Raw genomic sequence first — 19,280 nt, 5'->3', positions numbered from 1 at the left:
GCAGGATTTTTACCCTTACATTTTTAAAATAAAATCTAGGTATTATATCACGCGTCCAAAGTTTTAATTGAAAAAATAAGAATACGGACCGTAAAGCGATGTGAAAGAAGGAGTTTAAATAAAAATAAGCTAGCTATATCGTAACGATTAAAACTTAAAAAAGGGGGCTGCTGGATTGCGGGTTAAAAAGAAAGGAATTTATTTGTTTCTAACCTTATTGTTGCTGCTTTCTACTTTACCTACTGGAGCTTTTGCCAATGATAAAGGCAAAACAGAATCCTCTAAAAAACCAAGAATAAAGGTTCATCTAAATCAAAAAACATCACCTCTTAAAGACAAGAATAAAAATCACGATTATCATAATCCAAACGACTATCCTTTAGTAAATCCTGGTCAGTCTATTAGAACGTTAACGGATAAAAAGGGCGGCCATCACTATCTTACATATAACTCTATAACCGCCTATTCAGCATCTTTAATGGAAGTTGAAATTGGTTACAGAAGTTATGACTATAATAAAGACCCTTACCTTAATATTGAGTTTTTTACAAATAACAATGGGGAAATGGTGTATTTAGGAAGTTCAGATTTTTATGTAGGGGATATAAACGGAGGTATTGCTAGCTTATCTACGGGTTTTAGCAAATCATTATATTCTAATGATCCTTTTATTTATATGAGAATTGGCACTTTAGCCAACTTAACTGATAAATACTACTCAGATGTCACCTATTTCAAAGTCGCCAACCCATTCTACAAAGGCAGCCAAGGACCTTCTGATTCCAACAATTATGCACTTGTAAGTAATGAGTCGACAGATGGCTATCAAAGCGAAAATTTAGGTTCATTTAAGATAAATAATGATAAGTATACCTTTAATAAAAAAATTGACAAAGATGCCTATAGAATGGATACTGTCATACCGTTTGATGTTAAAAAATACAAGGATAAATTGATTAAGAAAAATTCCAAATCAATTAAATCAAAAGATGAGATTGGCGATAGTAAATCATTTTGGGTGGATAATCTTGAGACCGATGATTATTATCCTTTGAGTGCGACCCTGTTGTACAGCGGCGCACACTCAAACGTTTGGGTGAATGATAATCAGATTACTTCTGAGCAAGCCGCACAATTAGGAAAAGAATTTGAGGATAGAATTTATAACTCCGATGTAGACAATTTTGGCAATGAGTCGGATGTCGACGGTAATGGCAAGGTCAATATTCTTTGTTACGATATACAAGATGGTTTTAGCGGCAGCGGGGGGTATATCGCAGGCTATTTTGATCCAAGAGATCTTTTCAACATGGAACATTCAAATGAGTCAGAGATTTTTTATATTGATACTTATCCGCTCATGGGAATGGGTGATTCAAAGGATGTTTCTGAGGCTTATTCAACGCTGGCCCATGAATTTCAACATATGATTAATTTTAACCAGAAGGTATTTGTGCAAGGGAATTTTAATGATATGGATACATGGATGAACGAGGGGCTGTCCATGGCCGCTGAACAAATTTACCTAGGCAAGGCACTTCAAGATCGAATTGATTATTATAATTATGATACGGATATTGCCAACGGGCATTCCCTTTTATATTGGGATAACTACGGTGATACTTTAGCAAACTATTCCTTGTCCTATTTGTTTATGCAATATCTAAAAGTTCAATCAGGTCAAGGGAATCATATTTTCAAAGAATTAATTGATGATCCTCACACAGATTATGAGGCTGTTGAGGACATGGTTAAAAAGTATATCGATCCTAATCTTACCTTTGGAAAATTCATGACGGATTACAGGGCTGCATTACTTTTAAAGGAGAATTCCGGATTGTACGGATTCCAAGGTGAGTCTGGCTTCGATTCTATTAAAGAAAGAATTTATAATGGAAGTTCGCTGTCGTTAAGGGGCGGTGGTGCCATTGTTAAAAGAATAAGTTCCCCGGATGACTTTAGTATCCCGGCCGATAAGGGTGAAGATGTCACTTATACATTTCTGAAAAAAGGCGGGGATCAGAAGAAGCTGACTAAGCCGAGTGTGAATCCTGTTGGAGATAATGATACAAGTGTAACTGGGAAGGCTGATTCAAAAGTAAAAGTCACTGTAACATCAAAAAGCAATGAATTGGGTCATGTTAATGCAGATGATCAGGGTGATTTTCGCGTAACCATTCCAAAGCAAAAAGCAGGCAGTGAACTACACGTCTACGCTGAGGATGCGTATGGAAATAAAAGTGAAGAAACAATTGTTACAGTAAGCGACAAGACACCTCCGGAAAAGCCAAAAGTGAATGAGATAAGCGACGCTTCAACAAAGGTAAGCGGAACAACTGAATCAGGAGCAAAAGTAACAGTGAAAAATGGATCAACGGTTCTAGGCAGCGGTAAAGCAACTGAAGGCGGGGCCTTTAGTATTCCAATAGCTAAACAAAAAGCGGGCACAAAATTAACAGTTTACGCTGAAGACGATTCAGGAAACAAAAGTGAAGAAACAATTGTTACATTAAGCGACAAAACGCCTCCGGAAAAGCCAAAAGTAAATGAGGTAAGTGATGCTTCAACAAGCGTAACTGGAACGACTGAAGCGGAAGCAAAGGTAACGGTAAAAAGAAGTACAACAGTTTTAGGGAGCGCTAAAGCTGAAGCAAACGGCAAGTTTAATATTACAATAAATAAGCAAAAAGCAGGAACGAAATTAACAATCTACTCAGAAGATGATTCAGGAAATAAGAGTGAAGAAGCGACGGTTACAGTAAGCGATAAAACACCGCCAGCGAAGCCGAAAGTCGATGAAGTAAGTGATGCTTCGACTTATGTGACGGGCTCGGCTGAAACAGGCAGCAAGGTAACTGTAAAAAACGGTTCAATGACTATTGGAAGTGGCAATACCGATAGTAAAGGCGCTTTTAAAATCAAAATAACTAAGCAAAAGGCTGGTACAACATTATCTATCTATGCCGAAGATGCAGCACATAATAAAAGTGCAACGGTAACCATCAAAGTGATGGATAAAACACCACCGGCGAAGCCAACAGTCTCAACTTTTGGCGATAATCAGACAACGATATCCGGAAAAGCAGAGCCTGAATCAAAAGTGACCATCAAATACGGTAAAACGGTACTAGGATACGCAACCGCCAATAGTAAAGGGAACTTCCAAGTCAAAATAAAACATAATCAAAAAGCAGGAACAACATTAACTGCTTATGCCACAGATAAAGGTGGAAACCAGAGCCAAGGAGCAACATTTAAGGTCATTGATAAAACACCGCCTACCCAACCAACTGTTAACAAAGTGACATCTAAATCGACTGTTGTTACCGGAAAAGCGGAAAAAGGTTCGACTGTATACCTATATAACGGTAGCAAATATCTCGGAAAAGCCACTGCTAATTCAAAAGGAAATTACAGCATTAAAATACAAAAACAGAAAAAGGGAACAACTTTAAAGCTTTATGCTAAAGATAAGGCCGGAAATAAAGGTAAGTATAAATATATAAAGGTACAGTAGCCAAATAGCCTTCCCCAAAAGATTGGGGGAGGCTGAATTTTGCTTAGGAGGATGGTACATTTTAAAAGAAAAATCAAGGGTATTTTTATATTGTTGAATTGTAACTCAATTTTTGAATTTTAGGTTTATCTTTTGTTAAATTTTTTGATTTTGTTGAATATGTTGATTTTAGACGGTAAAATATAGAAAGAAAGGAGGGGTTTAAGTGAATAATGTTATCATTTATAGTCAAGATCAAATGTGGGAAGCGATTAAAAAATTGGCAAAAGTTGATGATGAAAAAGCAGCTGCAGAAGTCCTGAAAGCAACAATTGAGAAATCTTTTCGATATGTCGGGGTATATACACCTATAATTTCGACTCTCACATTCGCTATGCCAAACGAATTAATGTTAAAAAAATTGCAAGAAGTTGATAGGGAAATGTTGATAGCCTACGATGAAAAGGGAATAGAAAAGTCGTACGAATACTTGATTGATTATATTGACTTATTAAGTCAAATAACACCTAAAAACTCACAACTTATACGAAAAAAATTACTTGCCTCGATCTTAATAAAAGGAAAGCCAAGAAGAAGATATTCATTAAATTCGGATTTGGCTAGAAAGTCTATTTCAGCCACTGATGTCTTTGTCGAAGAAGAAACGCGTGATTTTTATACACCAAAAGAAGCTGCCAAAAAATTGGGTTTATCAGATCAAACTATTCGTCGGATGTGTGAACAAGGTAAATTTGAAGATGCCTATCAAACGCCTGGAGGACATTGGCGTATTCCTGATACTAATTTTATTACTTCCAGAGAACAAGATAGGAGAGCAGAAAAAATTCTTGATAATATAGATAGAAAAAATAGTAAAGCGGGGGATGTTGATGAGTTTGACCTTTAATCATGACAATTCTCCCCCTAAAATCTTTTTAGATACTACTGTGTTGTGCGGGGCCATTCGAAGTAACGGGATAAACCGAAAAATTTTAAAAGCTGCTCGGCTTCCTTATTTTTATGGCCAGTCATTTCGAAGGTCTGCCTATTTGAATTTGTTCGAAATACTTCAAATGGACTTGGTAAAGGGGATAAGATGATAAAGTATGACCAATCTGAAATTGAGTTATTTTTGGATGAATTTATCAATCCAATATTTGAGTATTACATGGAATAACCAGTCAATAGTATTGTGGGAAGATATAGTGTGGAAACGATCATTAGAGAGAATCGCCCAATAGGTGATGTATTAGTTGAATTAAGCGGGTGCAGTTGTGAAATTGCGAGCCAGATTGCATCATCCCAGGAAATGAATGAACCGCTTCATCAATTTGATCAGGATGATTTTCATGTATGGGTAACAGCGATTAAAGAGGAATGTGATTGGATAGTAACAACGAATAGTAGACGTTTTCCTTTAAAAATCGGTAAAATTGAACGGATCCATCCAAAGGATTTCTATAATTTTTTAAACTTATAGATTAGTTGAAAATATACAAATTGCCTCCTTTATTTACAAATCCTCCTACGAAAAAGATAAAAATACTTGAAAAATATAAATTTAAGATATGTCTAAAATTTATAAGAAGCTATGTAAGCTTTAACAAAACTAGCCATAAAAATAAATAATCCCCCGCCAAATTCCAGCAGTATTTTCATTCCTTTTCACTTAAAATCAAACTAGATATCTCCCACACAAGTCCAAGGTTTTGATTCTACTAAACTATTAGACTTCATATCATTGAGAGAGGTGACGAAAAGGACAAATACCAATCCCGGTAAGTTTAATTGAGTGTTACACTAACAACCAAACTTTTAAAGGGGGCTGCTGTTATTGAAGGGTTTAAAGAAAGGAATTTATTTGTTTTCAACTTTATTGTTGTTGTTAATTTCTTTACCTGCCGGAGCTTTTGCTAATAATAAAGACACGGCTGCGTCTTCAAATCCTTCAAGTTCTAACAATTATGTGCTTATCAGTAACGAATCAACGAATGGTTATCAAAGCGAGAATTCAGGGTCATTTTCGATAAATAATGATCATTACAGCTTTAATAAAAAAATTGATAAAGATGCCTATAAAATGGATGTCGTAAAGCCATTTGATGCTAAAAAGTATAAAGATAAAGCGATTAAGAAAAATGTCCGGTCAATTCAACCGAAATATCAAGTTGGCGACAGTAGATCATTTTGGGTATCTAATCTTGAGACAAATCAAGATTATCAACTGAAGGCAAACTTATTTTACAGCGGTTCCCATTCAAATGTTTGGGTGAATAACAATCAGATATCGTCACAGCAGGCCAAGCAATTAGGAAAAGAATTTGATGGTCGGATTTATAAATTGGATGTAGAGAATTTTGGAAAAGAGCCTGATGTTAATGGCGACGGGAAAGTCAATATTCTTTGTTATAACATACAAGACGGTTTTAACGGTTACGGCGGCTATGTTGCCGGCTATTTTTCACCGATGGATCTTTATGATGTTACCCATTCTAACCGTTTTGAAATCTTTTATATAGATACATACCCGTTGATGGGAATGGGTAAATCAAAGGATGTTTCTGCAGCTTATTCAACTCTGGCTCATGAATTTCAGCATATGATTAATTATAATCAGAAGGTCTTTGTGCAAGGGAAAACTTCGATGGATACATGGATGGATGAGGGGCTTTCCTTGGCGGCGGAACAGATTTATTTAGGCCGAGCGCTTCAAGAATGGGTTGATTACTATAATTTTGACCCCGAAATTACCAATGGACATTCTCTGCTATATTGGGACTATGACGGGGATAATTTGGCAAACTACTCATTGTCCTATTTGTTTATGGAATATTTAAGGACTCAATCAGGTCAGGGCAATCATATTTTTAAAGACTTAATTAATGATCCTCACAGTGACTATCAGGCTGTTCAAGATATGGTAAAAAAATATATTAATCCAAAGCTTAGTTTTGGAAAGTTTATGACGGATTACAGAGCAGCATTGCTTTTAAAAGAAAAATCAGGTTTGTACGGATTTCATGGCGACAAATCTTTTGATTCTATTAATGAAAGAATATACAACGGAAAGTCGCGTTCATTAAATGGCGGAGGTGCAATTGTTAAAAAAATTAGTTCTCCTAATGACTTTAGCATCCCTGCCAATAAAGGTGCTGATGTCACTTATACATTGCTGAAAAAAGCCCAACAGCCGACAAAGCCAACCGTAAACCCTGTAGGAAATAAGGATACGAGTGTAACCGGAAAGGCAGATCCTAAAATAAAAGTCATAGTAACAGCAAAGGGAAAAGAACTGGGTCATACCAATGCGGATAGCAAGGGCCATTTTCGTGTTGCAATTTCTAAACAAAAAGCGGGAAGCGAATTACGAGTTTATGCTCAGAATTTAGAAGGAAATAAGAGCAAGGAAACGATTATCACTGTAAGGGACAATACACCATCGGCAAAGCCTAAGGTCAAGGAAGTCAGTGATGCAACAACTTATGTTTCTGGAACAACTGAAGCTAAAGCTAAGGTGACGGTAAAAAGAGGTACAAAGGTTTTAGGCAGCGGTAAAGCCGATAGCAAAGGCATTTTTAAAATTAAAATAGCCAAACAAAAAGCCGGCACAACATTGTCCATCTATGCGGAGGATGCGGCACATAATAAAAGTACAACGGCAACAGTAAAAGTGGTTGATAAAACGGCACCGGCAAAGCCAAAAGTTTCAACCTTTGGCGATAACCAGACAACAATATCTGGAAAAGCTGAACCCCGATCAAAGGTAACGATTAAACACGGAAAAACGGTGTTAGGATACTCAACAACAAGCAGTAAAGGGAACTTTCAAGTTAAAATCAAGCATAAGCAAAAGGCGGGAACGACATTAACGGCTTATGCAACGGATAAAGCCGGAAACAAAAGCTCGGGTACTTCCTTTAAAGTTGCTGATAAAACAGCGCCAAGCAAGCCTACTGTCAATAAAGTGACGACAAAAACGACAACAGTTTATGGAAAAGCTGAAAAAAGCTCAACTGTATACCTGTACAGAAGCAGCAAATATTTAGGAAAAGATAAAACAAATTCAAAAAGAAATTACAGCATTAAGATACGAAAACAGAAGAAAGGAACGACTTTAAAACTTTATGCCAAAGATAAGGCGGGAAATAAAAGTAAGTATCAATATGTGAAAGTAAAGTAATCCAATTGCCTCCCCAATACCATAAGGGGAGGTTATTTATTGTTTTGGGAAACTTTAAAATATCGGCTTGTGTGTGAATTTACGCGAATATATCTTATATTTTGGGATAGGAACATGGGGGACCTGCAAAACAATGAGTAAAATTATCTATGAATAATTATTATGGAATACATATATCTGTGATAGAAGAACTAAATTCCTTAATAACTAATGAAAATTATGGTTAATCCTGATACTCTAATTAATGGCAATAATTATAAATGATAGCAGTTGAAAGCTAAAAAAGGAGGTTCTTTGGAAGAAAAATAAGCATTTAGAAAAATTCATCTGAGAGGGGACAATTATGATTTTAAAATCAATTATTACAGCTATAATAGCAGGAATTATTTTCACGATAATTTTTAGGCTCTTTAAATCAAAAAGCAGCAAAAATAATTCTTCAAATATATATTTTCAAGGAATCCTTTTTACAGTCATTATTTTTGTTTTACTTTTAGTATTAAGGCCCTTTTAGTTAATAACAATTTAATAAAATCAACCAACCTTAGGAAACTATTAAGGTTGGTTGACGTACTAATTTATTTACCACCAACAAGTGGCATAGTAACCAAGTCCACCTGCTGCTCCACCAATTAAGCCACCGGGAACTGCTCCGACACCTTCACCACCAACTGCACCGGTAACAGCTCCACCAATAGCACCACTAACAATAGCTTTACTTCCACCTTTAGCAGAACATGATCTAGGAGCAAATTTACCTCCTTGTGAATCATTGGTTGCATACTTGTCATAGTTTGGTCCTTTTATAAAAGATTTATGATCTGGTGCAAATTGAGTAGCACCTCTTTGAATATCTAAGTTAATGTTAGCTAAGCCTAATTTAAATACATTAGCTACGCCAGTACCATATTTTTTCTCAATAGCTGAAATGTCCATAGTTGCATATCCGTCTTTATCCTCTTTAAATAAAGAATCTAATGATTCACCTGCAACTTCATTAGCTTTTTCTACATCCTCTTTTGTGATGGAGTTAACATCAAAACTTTCACTTTTTAATTGATCCCATGTTACTCTTTCATAGTTTGAGCTTTGAGCATTAGCAGAAACGTTAAAGGTAAATGCTAAAACTAAAGCGAGTCCTAAAGAACTCATTAATAACTTTTTTAGTTTCTCCATTTCTCTCTCTCCTTTTGTTTATGTATAGAAGTATCACAGGTGATTTTATTTCCCCATTTAACCTGTAATACCTAATATATGAAATTATAGCAAAATCACCCTAATTATGATACCGAATATATTAAAAAAACGACAATTTATTTAGATTAAACCATAAAATAAATACTACAACTTAAAGTAGTATTTAAAATTAATAGCAATTCATAAAAGATAGTTTCGTTTTAACCTATGGATCAATCGAGAATTAACTTTTAAAAAGGTAGTGTTGGTATCAAAAACATCATTTTGTAAAATCTTGGCTCGGTTTGGCTTGTAGGATAGGGTATCCGTGGGAAGAAAATTAAAAATAGTTTTATGGGTATTAGCGGTTATTTTGGTTACTTTTCAAGGGGGGAAGGAGCTTGCTAAATTTACATCTAGAGATAAAGGAGCAGCCTGGTCATTCGATGGTATAATAAATCCTAAATAGCCTAATCGCCTTAAATGTTTTTTACTTTTTAAGGGTATCAGGAGTACGGAAACGCCAAATGATAAGAAATAGCTTGTCGATCACCATAGGTATTAATGTTAAGAAGAGACGTACCACAGAGAATGACACAAAAGTAAAGTGAAATATCCTCAGGAAGGAGCAAAGCATTTGAATATAAAATTAAATAAAAAAATGATTAAAGAAATGTGCGGTACAGTCTCCTTCAAAAGAGGTGACACTTTTCATCGTGCTAATAAAATAACATTTGAAAAATACAGTCCTGATAGTTGTAAAGCCACGGTTACGGGGCTGGAGGATTTCCGCGTCACCATAGAAAAGGATTCCCGCGGGGGGATATGCACAACATGCAGCTGCCCGACACTCGCTTCTTTTAAAAGCGATTGTCAGCATATTGCAGCGGTTTTACTATCGATCTATGAGCATCAGCGTAAAGGGACAACCCCAATTATTCAAAGCAGGCAAAAGCTTGGCTCTTCGCCAAATCAGGTACTCACAGAAGGCTTGCTGACCCTTTTTAATAATCAGCCAAAACGATCAAGCGGGCAGCAGTTTCATTTTGAAAACAGAAAATTACTTGACGCAGAATTTATATGTAAACCTGTCGCCATAAGCATGGGGCGAACCATGATCGGCATAGAGCTTAGAATTGGTACAACCAATGTGCAATATATCCGGGATTTTCTGGAGCGGGTAAAAAACGGCCAACCGAGCTTTCTTTCTGAATCCTTCACGTATGACCCAAACCTTTATTGCTTTCAAAAAGAAACAGATGCTGTTATTCAGAAGCTTATTCAAGTGATCCATGATGAAGAGGTGTATGTTAATACACTGCCAGACAAATTTGGCGATACAATCGGTCATCACACATTACTTATTCCGCCATCATCTTGGGAACAGCTTCTTCCTTTACTTTTAAAAGCACCTGTGGTGAAGCTGAAGTATGATGGAAAAGCATTTGACGGGTTTCGCTTAATGAGGGGAAAGCTCCCATTACAGTTTGTTTTTTCAGAGACTAATGATGAAAGCTATGAATTAAAAATCCAAGGTTTGAATCGGATGATATTGTTGACTTCATATCAATCTGTTCTATCGGGGCAGAATTTAATCCAGTTAGAAACTGAGGATAGCGAACGCCTTTCAGAACTAAAACAGATGCTGAAAGCTTCAGGTTCAAATAGTATTCCAATTTCCCGCGAGCAAATAAATTTTTTCATGGAAAAAGTGGTTCCGGGGTTGAAAAAGCTAGGGGATGTCCAAATATCCGAGGCTATTTCCAATAAGTGTTTGAAGACACCGCTGATTGCCAAACTATACTTAGATCGTGTGAAAAATCGCCTTTTGGCAGGGTTGGAGTTTCACTATGGTAATATTGTGCTTAATCCGTTGGAAAGCCGTGAACCCCGGGCAGGCACTATGGTCATTAGGGATGTAGAGAGCGAGGAGGCAATCCTGCAACTGATGGAGGAAAGTTCGTTTGCTCAGACGGACAGCGGGTATTTTTTGCATAATGAAGAGCTGGAATATGAGTTTTTACACAATGTCGTTCCAAAACTTCAAAAGCGTGTCCAAATATATGCGACTACGGCAGTAAGAAACCGGGTTTTCAGAGGGAGGGCTCATCCGCGGATAAGGGTAAGTATCAATAAGGAACGGACCAATTGGCTGGAATTCAAATTTGAAATGGATGGCATTCCTGATAAGGATATACAGGAAATTCTCTTGGCATTAGAGGAGAAGCGAAAGTATTATCGTTTAAGGAACGGTTCGCTTCTCTCGCTGGAGACAAGAGAATTTGAGGAAATTAACCGCTTTCTAAATGCACTGCCGATCCAGAATGAAGATCTGGAAAGCCGCTTGAATGTCCCAGTTGTCCGGGGGCTTCAGCTTCTTGACTCTGCTGATGGGAGTCATGTATTCAAGTTAGAGGAATCGTTTCGTCAGTTCTTGGAAAATATCCAAAACCCGGACAGCTTGAAGTTTGACGTCCCAAAAAGCTTGGAGCCGATATTGCGAGACTATCAAAAGCTCGGCTACAAATGGATGAAGATGCTCTCTAGTTATGGGTTCGGAGGAATTCTTGCCGATGATATGGGGCTTGGTAAAACACTGCAAAGCATCACATTCATCCTTTCAGAGCTTCCAAACATTCAAGAAAAAAAGCTTCCGGTTCTTATTTTATGTCCATCCTCATTAACGTACAACTGGCTTAATGAAATAATGACTTTCGCTCCCGATATAAAAGCCGACGTCATTGATGGCAATAAATCAGAACGTTTCAAAATACAAAAGAATTTAACGGATAAGGACGTTGTCATTACCTCGTATCCGTTGTTGCTTAGAGATATAGATTGGTATGCGAAACAGTCCTTTCACACTGTTTTTTTTGATGAGGCCCAAGTTTTTAAGAACCCTCTCACACAAACAGCAAAAGCAGTGAAGAAGATCCAGGCAAATCATCGTTTTGCTCTTACGGGAACACCTGTGGAGAATTCATTGGAGGAATTGTGGTCGATATTTCACGTCGTATTTCCCGAACTATTCCTCGGTTTAAGGGAATACAGCAACCTTTCAAGAAAAAAGATTGCCCGAAGAATCCGTCCATTTTTGCTTCGCAGGACGAAAGAAGATGTCCTTGCAGAACTGCCCGGCAAAATGGAGTCATTGGAATCAGTGGAGCTGCTTCCTGAGCAGAAAAAGCTATATGCAGCTTATTTGGCGAAACTAAGACACGATACGTTGAAGCATCTGGACAAGAATACCCTTCGGAAAAATCGTATCAAAATCCTTGCCGGTTTAACCCGGTTAAGGCAGATTTGTTGTCACCCCGCCTTATTTGTGGACGGATATAAAGAAAGCTCAGCAAAGTTTGAACAGCTGATGCAAATTCTAGAGGAATCAAGACTTTCTGGAAGACGGGTGTTGATCTTCTCACAGTTTACAAAAATGCTTGAGCTTATAGGAAGAGAGTTATCGATGCAAGGACAGTCCTTTTTCTATCTCGACGGCCAAACCCCGTCAGAAGAACGAATGGAAAGATGTCATCGATTTAATGCCGGTGAACGTGATTTATTCCTCATCTCCTTAAAGGCAGGGGGGACAGGGCTCAATCTGACGGGTGCTGATACCGTCATCCTATATGACATTTGGTGGAATCCCGCCGTTGAGGAGCAAGCGGCAGACCGTGCCCATCGCATTGGTCAGACAAAGGTTGTACAAGTCATCAAGCTTGTTGCCCGCGGTACAATTGAGGAAAAAATGAATGAACTGCAAGAGAAAAAGAAACATCTGATTGAAGAAGTTATTGATTCTAAGGAGAAATCACTGTCCGGCCTTACTGAAGAGGACATTCGGGAAATATTGATGATTTAGACAGGGGCTTTTTAAGGAAACAACAAAAGCTATTAATGAACAGTGGTCAGACTATCAATCAGGGGAAATGTCACTTGAGCAAATGATCAAGAAAATTATCGGTCATAAGCCTTTTTGGGGAAAAGGCCTAAATAATTATGTCGGTCTTAGTGATGCAGTGATTCATGAATTACGGGTAATGATTAATCATGAGGTTAGGATTTGACCATATGGGGGAACAGGTAAATGAGGGCCCCTCTACAAATAGATGGCGTAAAAATTATAACTGAATGAAAGTGACAGCTGTCCCGCCTTTTCAAGGAACGGGGCGGCTATTTTTTGATTTGAAGGGATGAAATTTATACAACTTTAAACCTCCCCGTCATATCGTTTATATTTAGTTTTACAAAGAAATTTGTGAAATTTAATTTGTTTCACGTGAAACATTTTACATGAAACATCTTTTTTATAAGAAAGCGCAACCATTAAAAAATGGTAAATGCATACATGGAAAAATAGTTTATAATATTAAGAGAATATCAGCTACAGGGGTAGAGGCCATGGATAGACAAAATAGCAAGTACAGATGGGTTGTTTTTACGTCGGTATTGGTTACGTATCTTTTAATCGTCAGTCAAAGAACAGCGCCGGGATTGATTTCTGACCAATTGATGAAGGATTTTCATGTTTCAGCAGCTACGATTGGATTACTGACAAGTATTCAATTTTTGGCATATGCTGGGTTGCAAATTCCAATCGGAATCCTGTCAGATCGGTTTGGGCCCAACTTTTTTCTTATTATCGGAGCGTTGCTTGATGGCTTAGGGACTTTAATTTACAGCCTTGCAACAAATGAAATGATTCTTCCTATTGCCAGGTTATTGGTGGGCATAGGCGATGCGACAATGTGGGTCAATTTGGTTTTGATATTAAGCCAATGGTTTAAAGCGGAGGAATTTGTTGGATTATTGGGCTTAGCGGGAATGACCGGGAGCCTTGGTTTCTTGACGGCGACCGTTCCTTTTTCCGCTTTTATTGCTTTAACGGGTTGGCGGCCGCCTTTTTTTACAGCGGGTCTATTGATCTTTCTTTGCGGCATTCTTCTTTATTTTGTACTGGTTAAAAAGCCGAAACAAATGTTTAAAGATAATTCCGTAAAAAGTAAATCTGCCCGTAAAAACAATCTTAAACGTGAAAACACGTTTATGTTGTTGCGCCGGATATTTTCTCACCGGCAGGCATGGGCGACATTCTTATGCCACTTTGGCCTGGTCGGGACGTATGTTGGGTTTATCGGTTCGTGGGCCGTTCCATACGGGATGAATGTCTATGGCATGACACGGTCAGGGGCAAGCCAGCTTATTATGATTGGACTTATTGGGGCGCTTATTGGTGCGCCTATGGGCAGTTGGTTTTCAAAACGTTTTGGGTCAATAAAACGTCCTTATACTATTGTTCACTTTATTACTTTTTTATGCTGGATTGCTTTTCTATTATTTAACGGGAAGCCGCCGTTTTTCATGTTGATTATTCTTTTCTTGATCATTGGTTTTGGAAATGGAGCCAGTGCTTTAACGTTTGCGGTCGTCCGTAAATCCTTTGATATTAAAGAGGTTGGTGTTGTTTCGGGTTTTGCCAATACAGGAGGGTTTTTAAGTGCTGTCCTTTTACCGAGCCTGTTTGGGAAGGTGTTAGACCATTTCCATGCCGCTCCGAGCAGTGTTGGTTATCATTACGGTTTTATTATTTCAGTTATTTTTTCATTGCTGGGCTTGGTCGGCGGTATTCTTATCAAGGAAAGGCGCCGGGAAGTAAAGGAGCAAAAGCAAGCTATTGGCAGTTAATTAAAAAAGGGATAAAGCAGCCATACACCTGCTTTATCCCTTTTTTGGGTAATTAAGCAAAATCCAGATAGCTTTCGCTTACGATTCGGCGCGTTCAATCACAACGTTTGGAGAACGTTTGATTTTCTTTAAAACATTAAAATCGTCAGTCACTTTCCCGAATACTTCAACACTGCTGGCCGGGCGAACTTCATCTTGCACGCTGACAGGCGTCGGTCCGTAAAAAATGCAAAAGGCCGATCCAGGGGGCCAGTAGGCAAGATCCCCTTCGTTAACGACTTCTTGTGCGTTATTCAGTTTCACATCAGCATTGATCGAAAAATAAATTTCATCGCCCCAAATGTTCCCGCGTGAGGATATAGGGAGGCTGTTCCAAATCTTTTTTCCCGCCGGAGTGTCATGGAGTACGCCATTTAATTGATGGTTATTTACCTTTATTTTGATTTTTTTCATTTTCCCCCTCCATTGCACAAAAGGTTTATCTTATTGTAATTTGAAAATTAAAACGGGTCATTATGCAAAGGTGCCAAAATAATAGAGGGCTGATTGTGCAAATATGTTATTGAAAGGGAAAAATTTGAAACCAGCAAACTTTTAGGGTTATATTGACACAAATAAAAGTGTATGGTATTTAATTAGTGTTTAGCACTTTAGTGGATAGAGTGCTAATGGGTTGCTGATAATACTTAATCAATGATTTTAAATGGGTTACTTTATTTATGAAAGGGGAAACATCAATGGAAAAAATGCAGTTTAAAGCAGAATCCAAACGTCTGTTAGACATGATGATTAACTCCATTTATTCGAATCGGGAAATATTTCTCCGCGAGTTAATATCTAATGCCAGCGATGCGATTGATAAGATCTATTACAAAGCATTAACAGATGATTCATTAACCTTTGACAAAGACAGCTACTATATAAAAATAGAAGCAGACAAAGACAATCGCACATTAAAAATTACGGATACCGGGATCGGTATGACAAAGGAAGAGCTTGAAAATAACCTTGGCACGATTGCCAAAAGCGGTTCTTTATCATTTAAAAATGAAACTGAATTGAAAGACGGCCATGATATTATCGGCCAATTTGGTGTCGGATTTTATTCAGCCTTTATGGTAAGTGATGAAATAACGGTCATCAGTAAAGCATTGGGCAGTGATGAAGCGTATAAATGGGAATCTAGGGGTGCCGATGGTTATACGATTGAACCATTTGAAAAAGATCATGTTGGTACAGAAATTACGTTGAAAATTAAAGAAAATACGGAAGATGAGCAGTATGATGAGTATCTTGAAGAATATCGCTTAAAAGCCATCATTAAGAAATACTCAGATTTTATTCGTTACCCGATCAAAATGGAAGTGACTGAAAGCAGATTAAAAGAAGGCAGCGAAAATGAATATGAAGAGGTCAAAGAGGAACGGGTCATTAACAGCATGGTTCCGATTTGGAGAAAAAATAAAAACGAACTGACCGATGAAGATTACGAGAATTTTTATCAGGAGAAGCATTACGGTTTTGATAAGCCGATCAAACATGTCCACATTAAGGCTGACGGTACGGTAAGATATAATGCCATTTTATTTATACCGGAGAAAATGCCGTTTGATTATTATACGAAGGAATTTGAGAAAGGCTTAGAGCTCTACTCCAATGGCGTTTTAATTATGGAGAAGTGCCCGGATTTGCTGCCGGATTATTTTAGCTTTGTCAAAGGTATGGTTGATTCTGAAGACTTGTCTCTTAATATTTCACGGGAAATTTTACAGCAAGACAGACAATTGAAGTTAATCGCTAAAAATATTAAAAATAAGATTAAAAAAGAATTGGAAAGTCTCATAAAAAGTGATCGGGAAAAATATGAAGCCTTCTATGAATCTTTTGGCAGACAGCTGAAATTTGGCGTTTATAATAATTTTGGACAAGACAAAGACGTCTTGCAAAACTTACTGATGTTCTATTCTTCAAAAGAAGAAAAACTAATCACTTTAGATGAATATGTATCAAGAATGCCTGAAGATCAAAAGTATATTTACTATGCAACCGGTGAAACAAACGAAAAAATCGCCAAGCTGCCGCAAACAGAGCTGGTCGCAGATAAAGGCTATGAAATATTATACTTCACGGATGATATCGATGAATTTGCGATCAAAATGCTGAAATCATACAAAGAGAAAGAATTCAAATCAGTTTCAAGCGGTGACTTAGGCATTGATGAAGAAAAAGAAAACCAAACAGAATCAGTCGAGAAGGATAACAAAGAACTGTTTGATTATATGAAAGATGTACTATCCGACAAAGTAAAAGATGTCAAAGCATCGAAACGTTTAAAAACGCATCCTGTCTGTTTAACAGCAGATGGCGAAGTATCCATCGAAATGGAAAAGGTGCTTAATGCCATGCCGAATAACCAAAATATTAAAGCCGATAAAGTGCTGGAAGTGAATGTTAACCATGATGTTTTCCAATCATTGAAAGCGGCCTTTGAACAAGATAAAGACAAGGTAAAACTGTTTACCAATCTATTGTATAATCAAGCGCTTCTCATTGAGGGTCTGCCTATCAATGATCCGGTTGAATTTACGAATGATATTTGCAAGGTGATGGTGTAAAAAGCAAGGGCTATTGGTTAAGTACAAGCTTTAAGGATCATCTTTTTCAAAAATGACTTTGTGATGGTATTAAATGCGTCCTATCAGATGTACAAACAATATTAATGTGATATAATAAACATAGAATATGAAATATTGAATAAAATAAATAAAGCCAACAGCGCGCGAACGCTGTTGGCATACAATAGACCGAACCCCATCAAGAAGGGCTAGGCTATACTGAGGAGAAATAATCCCCCAAACGCCGGCAAGCACATGAGGGGATTATTTTTTTTGATTTTTGTCGGACATTATCGCCACTATAAGCGCTCCAAACGAAATCATGAGCGTTAAAGTTTGATAAATATCCAGAGGCAGCACCTCCCTTCCTTGGAGATCTCCAATCAAGAGACACGTCAGAAGGATGGTCAGTGCGCCAAACCCCTCATGTGAAGTCGATCTATTGTTCTTACTATTATAGCACATAAGTTTGCAAAATATAGATAATTTAAATATTTAACGGAACAGCTGAAGATGCGTGTTCCATTTTTAAGCCTGAAAAATTTGGTCAATTTTTTCAATTTCTTCGTCAGTCAGCTTAACATCTAATGTTTTTAAATTACTGCTGACCTGCTCCGGCCGTTTGGCGCCGGGGATCAATACATCAATGGCATCTCTTGTTAAATACCAAGCAAGGACTATATTGGCGACCGCTGTATTTTTTGCGTCGGCCATTTCGCAGATTTGATCAACTTTTTCTATATTGCGGACATACGTTTCGCCTTGAAAAAGAGGCTTGTCCTTACGCCGATCAGTAAATGTAGAATCCTTTGTATATTTTCCGCTGAGCAGTCCTGATGCGAGCGGGAAATAGGGTACAAATGAAATATGATTTGCCGCCGCATATGGCAGCAGATCTTCTTCTGCACCGCGTCTTAATAAGTTATATTCAGATTGTACTGCATCGACATAGCCGTCTTTATTAGCTTCTTTTAATTGCGCAAGGGAAAAATTTGATACACCAATCGCTCTTATTTTTCCTTCGTCTTTCAATTCTTTCAGTGCGCCAACCGCTTCGTCCTTCGGTGTATTTTCATCAGGAAAATGAATATAAAACAAATCGATAACATCCGTTTGCAGGCGTTTCAAGCTGCTTTCTACTGACTCTTTCAAAAAGGCAGGGGAGTTATCAAAGACAACCTCGCCGTTGACGAATTTATGCGCGCCCTTTGAAGCAATCACAATCTCGCTGCGCCTTCCGCTTTCTTTTACGACTTGGCCGATTAACTCTTCTGAACGCTCAGGGCCGTAAATGAAAGCCGTATCCAAAAAGTTAATGCCGTTATCTAATGCAGTACGGACTAATTCTCTGCCAGTTTCATCACTAAGATTCGGAAAAAGGTTGTGGCCGCCAACGGCATTTGTACCAAGACCAATTGGCGTTACATACAAACCTGTTTTTCCAATCTGCGTTTTTTCAACCACTTTTTGAATCATCTCCTTTTTCAAACTATTATTATCATAACAAAAGACAGGGCTTCCATAAATAAAAAGACCGCGTTGATGTTAATTTAATTATCTTTTAAATTACTTTATATGGTGAATGATCTTATAGGTAAAGCAGTTGGACTTTGAGTAAATGGGACGTGATGATAAAATAGGAGAACAATGTATTGTGAATCTATTGTTATTTTCCTCTTAGCGAAATGAGTTTGAAAGATGGGTATACAGCGGCTGGCCGTATGCGAGATAATAAACTGAATTTACTAATTATTTTTATAAAGGGACGTTAAGCTATGAAATTTCTTGCTAAATTTAAGCGGTTCGGTCTGTTGCCGCAAATGGTGCTGCTCATTTCTATTATTGTTTTTTCGAGTATGTTTCTTGGAAGTTTAATCTTTTCGCTTATTTTGAAAGATGTGCTCATCAAGAATATCGACAAACATGCCATGTCAATTGCCAAAATGACAGCCGCCGATCCGCGTATTATTCAAGCTTTTGATGATAAGAATCCCTCAAAAGTTATGGTTCTACGTCAAATGTTGGGGTAGGAGTAATAGCTCCTACTCCTTAACCTAACTGATATCCCATTGATTTATATTGATGATGTAATAAAACACGTAATCGTAAACGATCATAACGCTTAAAACCA

The 19,280-nt window shown here is 37.6% G+C and carries 14 protein-coding genes; 10 read left to right on the top strand and 4 right to left on the bottom strand.

What is annotated here, in order from left to right; all coding sequences use genetic code 11:
• The first annotated feature begins 175 nt into the window (after positions 1-175).
• The 4 genes from ACFQRG_RS19160 (at position 176) to ACFQRG_RS19145 (ending at position 7,676) form a co-directional block, all read left to right on the top strand.
• Positions 176-3,517 (top strand): Ig-like domain-containing protein, encoded by a 3,342-nt coding sequence (locus tag ACFQRG_RS19160; protein WP_380969133.1) that lies wholly within the window; start codon positions 176-178, stop codon positions 3,515-3,517.
• 205 nt (positions 3,518-3,722) lie between these two features.
• Positions 3,723-4,403 carry a helix-turn-helix domain-containing protein gene (locus ACFQRG_RS19155; protein ID WP_380969132.1) on the top strand — a complete coding sequence of 227 codons (681 nt, stop codon included), beginning with the start codon at positions 3,723-3,725 and terminating at the stop codon, positions 4,401-4,403.
• 300 nt (positions 4,404-4,703) lie between these two features.
• A complete protein-coding gene (locus tag ACFQRG_RS19150) occupies positions 4,704-4,976 on the top strand; it encodes a hypothetical protein (RefSeq protein WP_380969130.1) in 273 nt (90 codons plus the stop codon).
• Positions 4,977-5,330: 354 nt separating this feature from the next.
• A complete protein-coding gene (locus ACFQRG_RS19145; protein ID WP_380969128.1) occupies positions 5,331-7,676 on the top strand; it encodes an Ig-like domain-containing protein in 2,346 nt (781 codons plus the stop codon).
• Between the two features lie 582 nt (positions 7,677-8,258).
• Here the strand turns inward: ACFQRG_RS19145 and ACFQRG_RS19140 are convergent.
• On the bottom strand, positions 8,259-8,852 hold the full coding sequence (locus ACFQRG_RS19140; RefSeq protein WP_380969126.1) for a hypothetical protein: 594 nt from the start codon (positions 8,850-8,852) through the stop codon (positions 8,259-8,261).
• Between the two features lie 328 nt (positions 8,853-9,180).
• On the opposite strand from ACFQRG_RS19140, the gene ACFQRG_RS19135 reads away from it, so the two are divergent.
• The 4 genes from ACFQRG_RS19135 (at position 9,181) to ACFQRG_RS19120 (ending at position 14,534) form a co-directional block, all read left to right on the top strand.
• On the top strand, positions 9,181-9,321 hold the full coding sequence (locus ACFQRG_RS19135) for a hypothetical protein (protein WP_380969124.1): 141 nt from the start codon (positions 9,181-9,183) through the stop codon (positions 9,319-9,321).
• Positions 9,322-9,489: 168 nt separating this feature from the next.
• Positions 9,490-12,711 carry a DEAD/DEAH box helicase gene (locus ACFQRG_RS19130; protein ID WP_380969122.1) on the top strand — a complete coding sequence of 1,074 codons (3,222 nt, stop codon included), beginning with the start codon at positions 9,490-9,492 and terminating at the stop codon, positions 12,709-12,711.
• A 67-nt stretch (positions 12,712-12,778) separates the two neighbouring features.
• Positions 12,779-12,916, top strand: coding sequence for a hypothetical protein (locus ACFQRG_RS19125; RefSeq protein WP_380969120.1), 138 nt, complete (start codon positions 12,779-12,781; stop codon positions 12,914-12,916).
• A gap of 334 nt (positions 12,917-13,250) precedes the next feature.
• On the top strand, positions 13,251-14,534 hold the full coding sequence (locus ACFQRG_RS19120; protein WP_380969118.1) for an MFS transporter: 1,284 nt from the start codon (positions 13,251-13,253) through the stop codon (positions 14,532-14,534).
• 78 nt (positions 14,535-14,612) lie between these two features.
• Here ACFQRG_RS19120 and ACFQRG_RS19115 read toward each other — a convergent pair whose 3' ends face one another.
• Positions 14,613-14,987: a cyclophilin-like fold protein gene (locus ACFQRG_RS19115; RefSeq protein ID WP_380969115.1), complete on the bottom strand. Its 375-nt coding sequence runs from the start codon at positions 14,985-14,987 to the stop codon at positions 14,613-14,615.
• A 284-nt stretch (positions 14,988-15,271) separates the two neighbouring features.
• Here ACFQRG_RS19115 and htpG point away from each other — a divergent pair, with 284 nt between their 5' ends.
• A complete protein-coding gene (gene htpG / locus ACFQRG_RS19110) occupies positions 15,272-17,149 on the top strand; it encodes a molecular chaperone HtpG (protein WP_380969113.1) in 1,878 nt (625 codons plus the stop codon).
• A gap of 264 nt (positions 17,150-17,413) precedes the next feature.
• Here the strand turns inward: htpG and ACFQRG_RS19105 are convergent, their stop codons facing one another.
• Positions 17,414-17,614, bottom strand: coding sequence for a putative holin-like toxin (locus tag ACFQRG_RS19105; RefSeq protein ID WP_380969111.1), 201 nt, complete (start codon positions 17,612-17,614; stop codon positions 17,414-17,416).
• Between the two features lie 63 nt (positions 17,615-17,677).
• Complete coding sequence (locus ACFQRG_RS19100; RefSeq protein ID WP_380969109.1) at positions 17,678-18,613, bottom strand: aldo/keto reductase; 936 nt, start codon at positions 18,611-18,613, stop codon at positions 17,678-17,680.
• 311 nt (positions 18,614-18,924) lie between these two features.
• Between ACFQRG_RS19100 and ACFQRG_RS19095 the strand changes: the two genes are divergently transcribed.
• Positions 18,925-19,179 carry a hypothetical protein gene (locus ACFQRG_RS19095; RefSeq protein ID WP_380969107.1) on the top strand — a complete coding sequence of 85 codons (255 nt, stop codon included), beginning with the start codon at positions 18,925-18,927 and terminating at the stop codon, positions 19,177-19,179.
• Positions 19,180-19,280 lie beyond the last annotated feature (101 nt).

It is taken from the genome of Scopulibacillus cellulosilyticus, assembly GCF_042665295.1.
Classification (GTDB): Bacteria; Bacillota; Bacilli; order Bacillales; family Sporolactobacillaceae; genus Scopulibacillus_A; species Scopulibacillus_A cellulosilyticus.
This window is presented reverse-complemented; position numbering and strand designations above follow the sequence as displayed.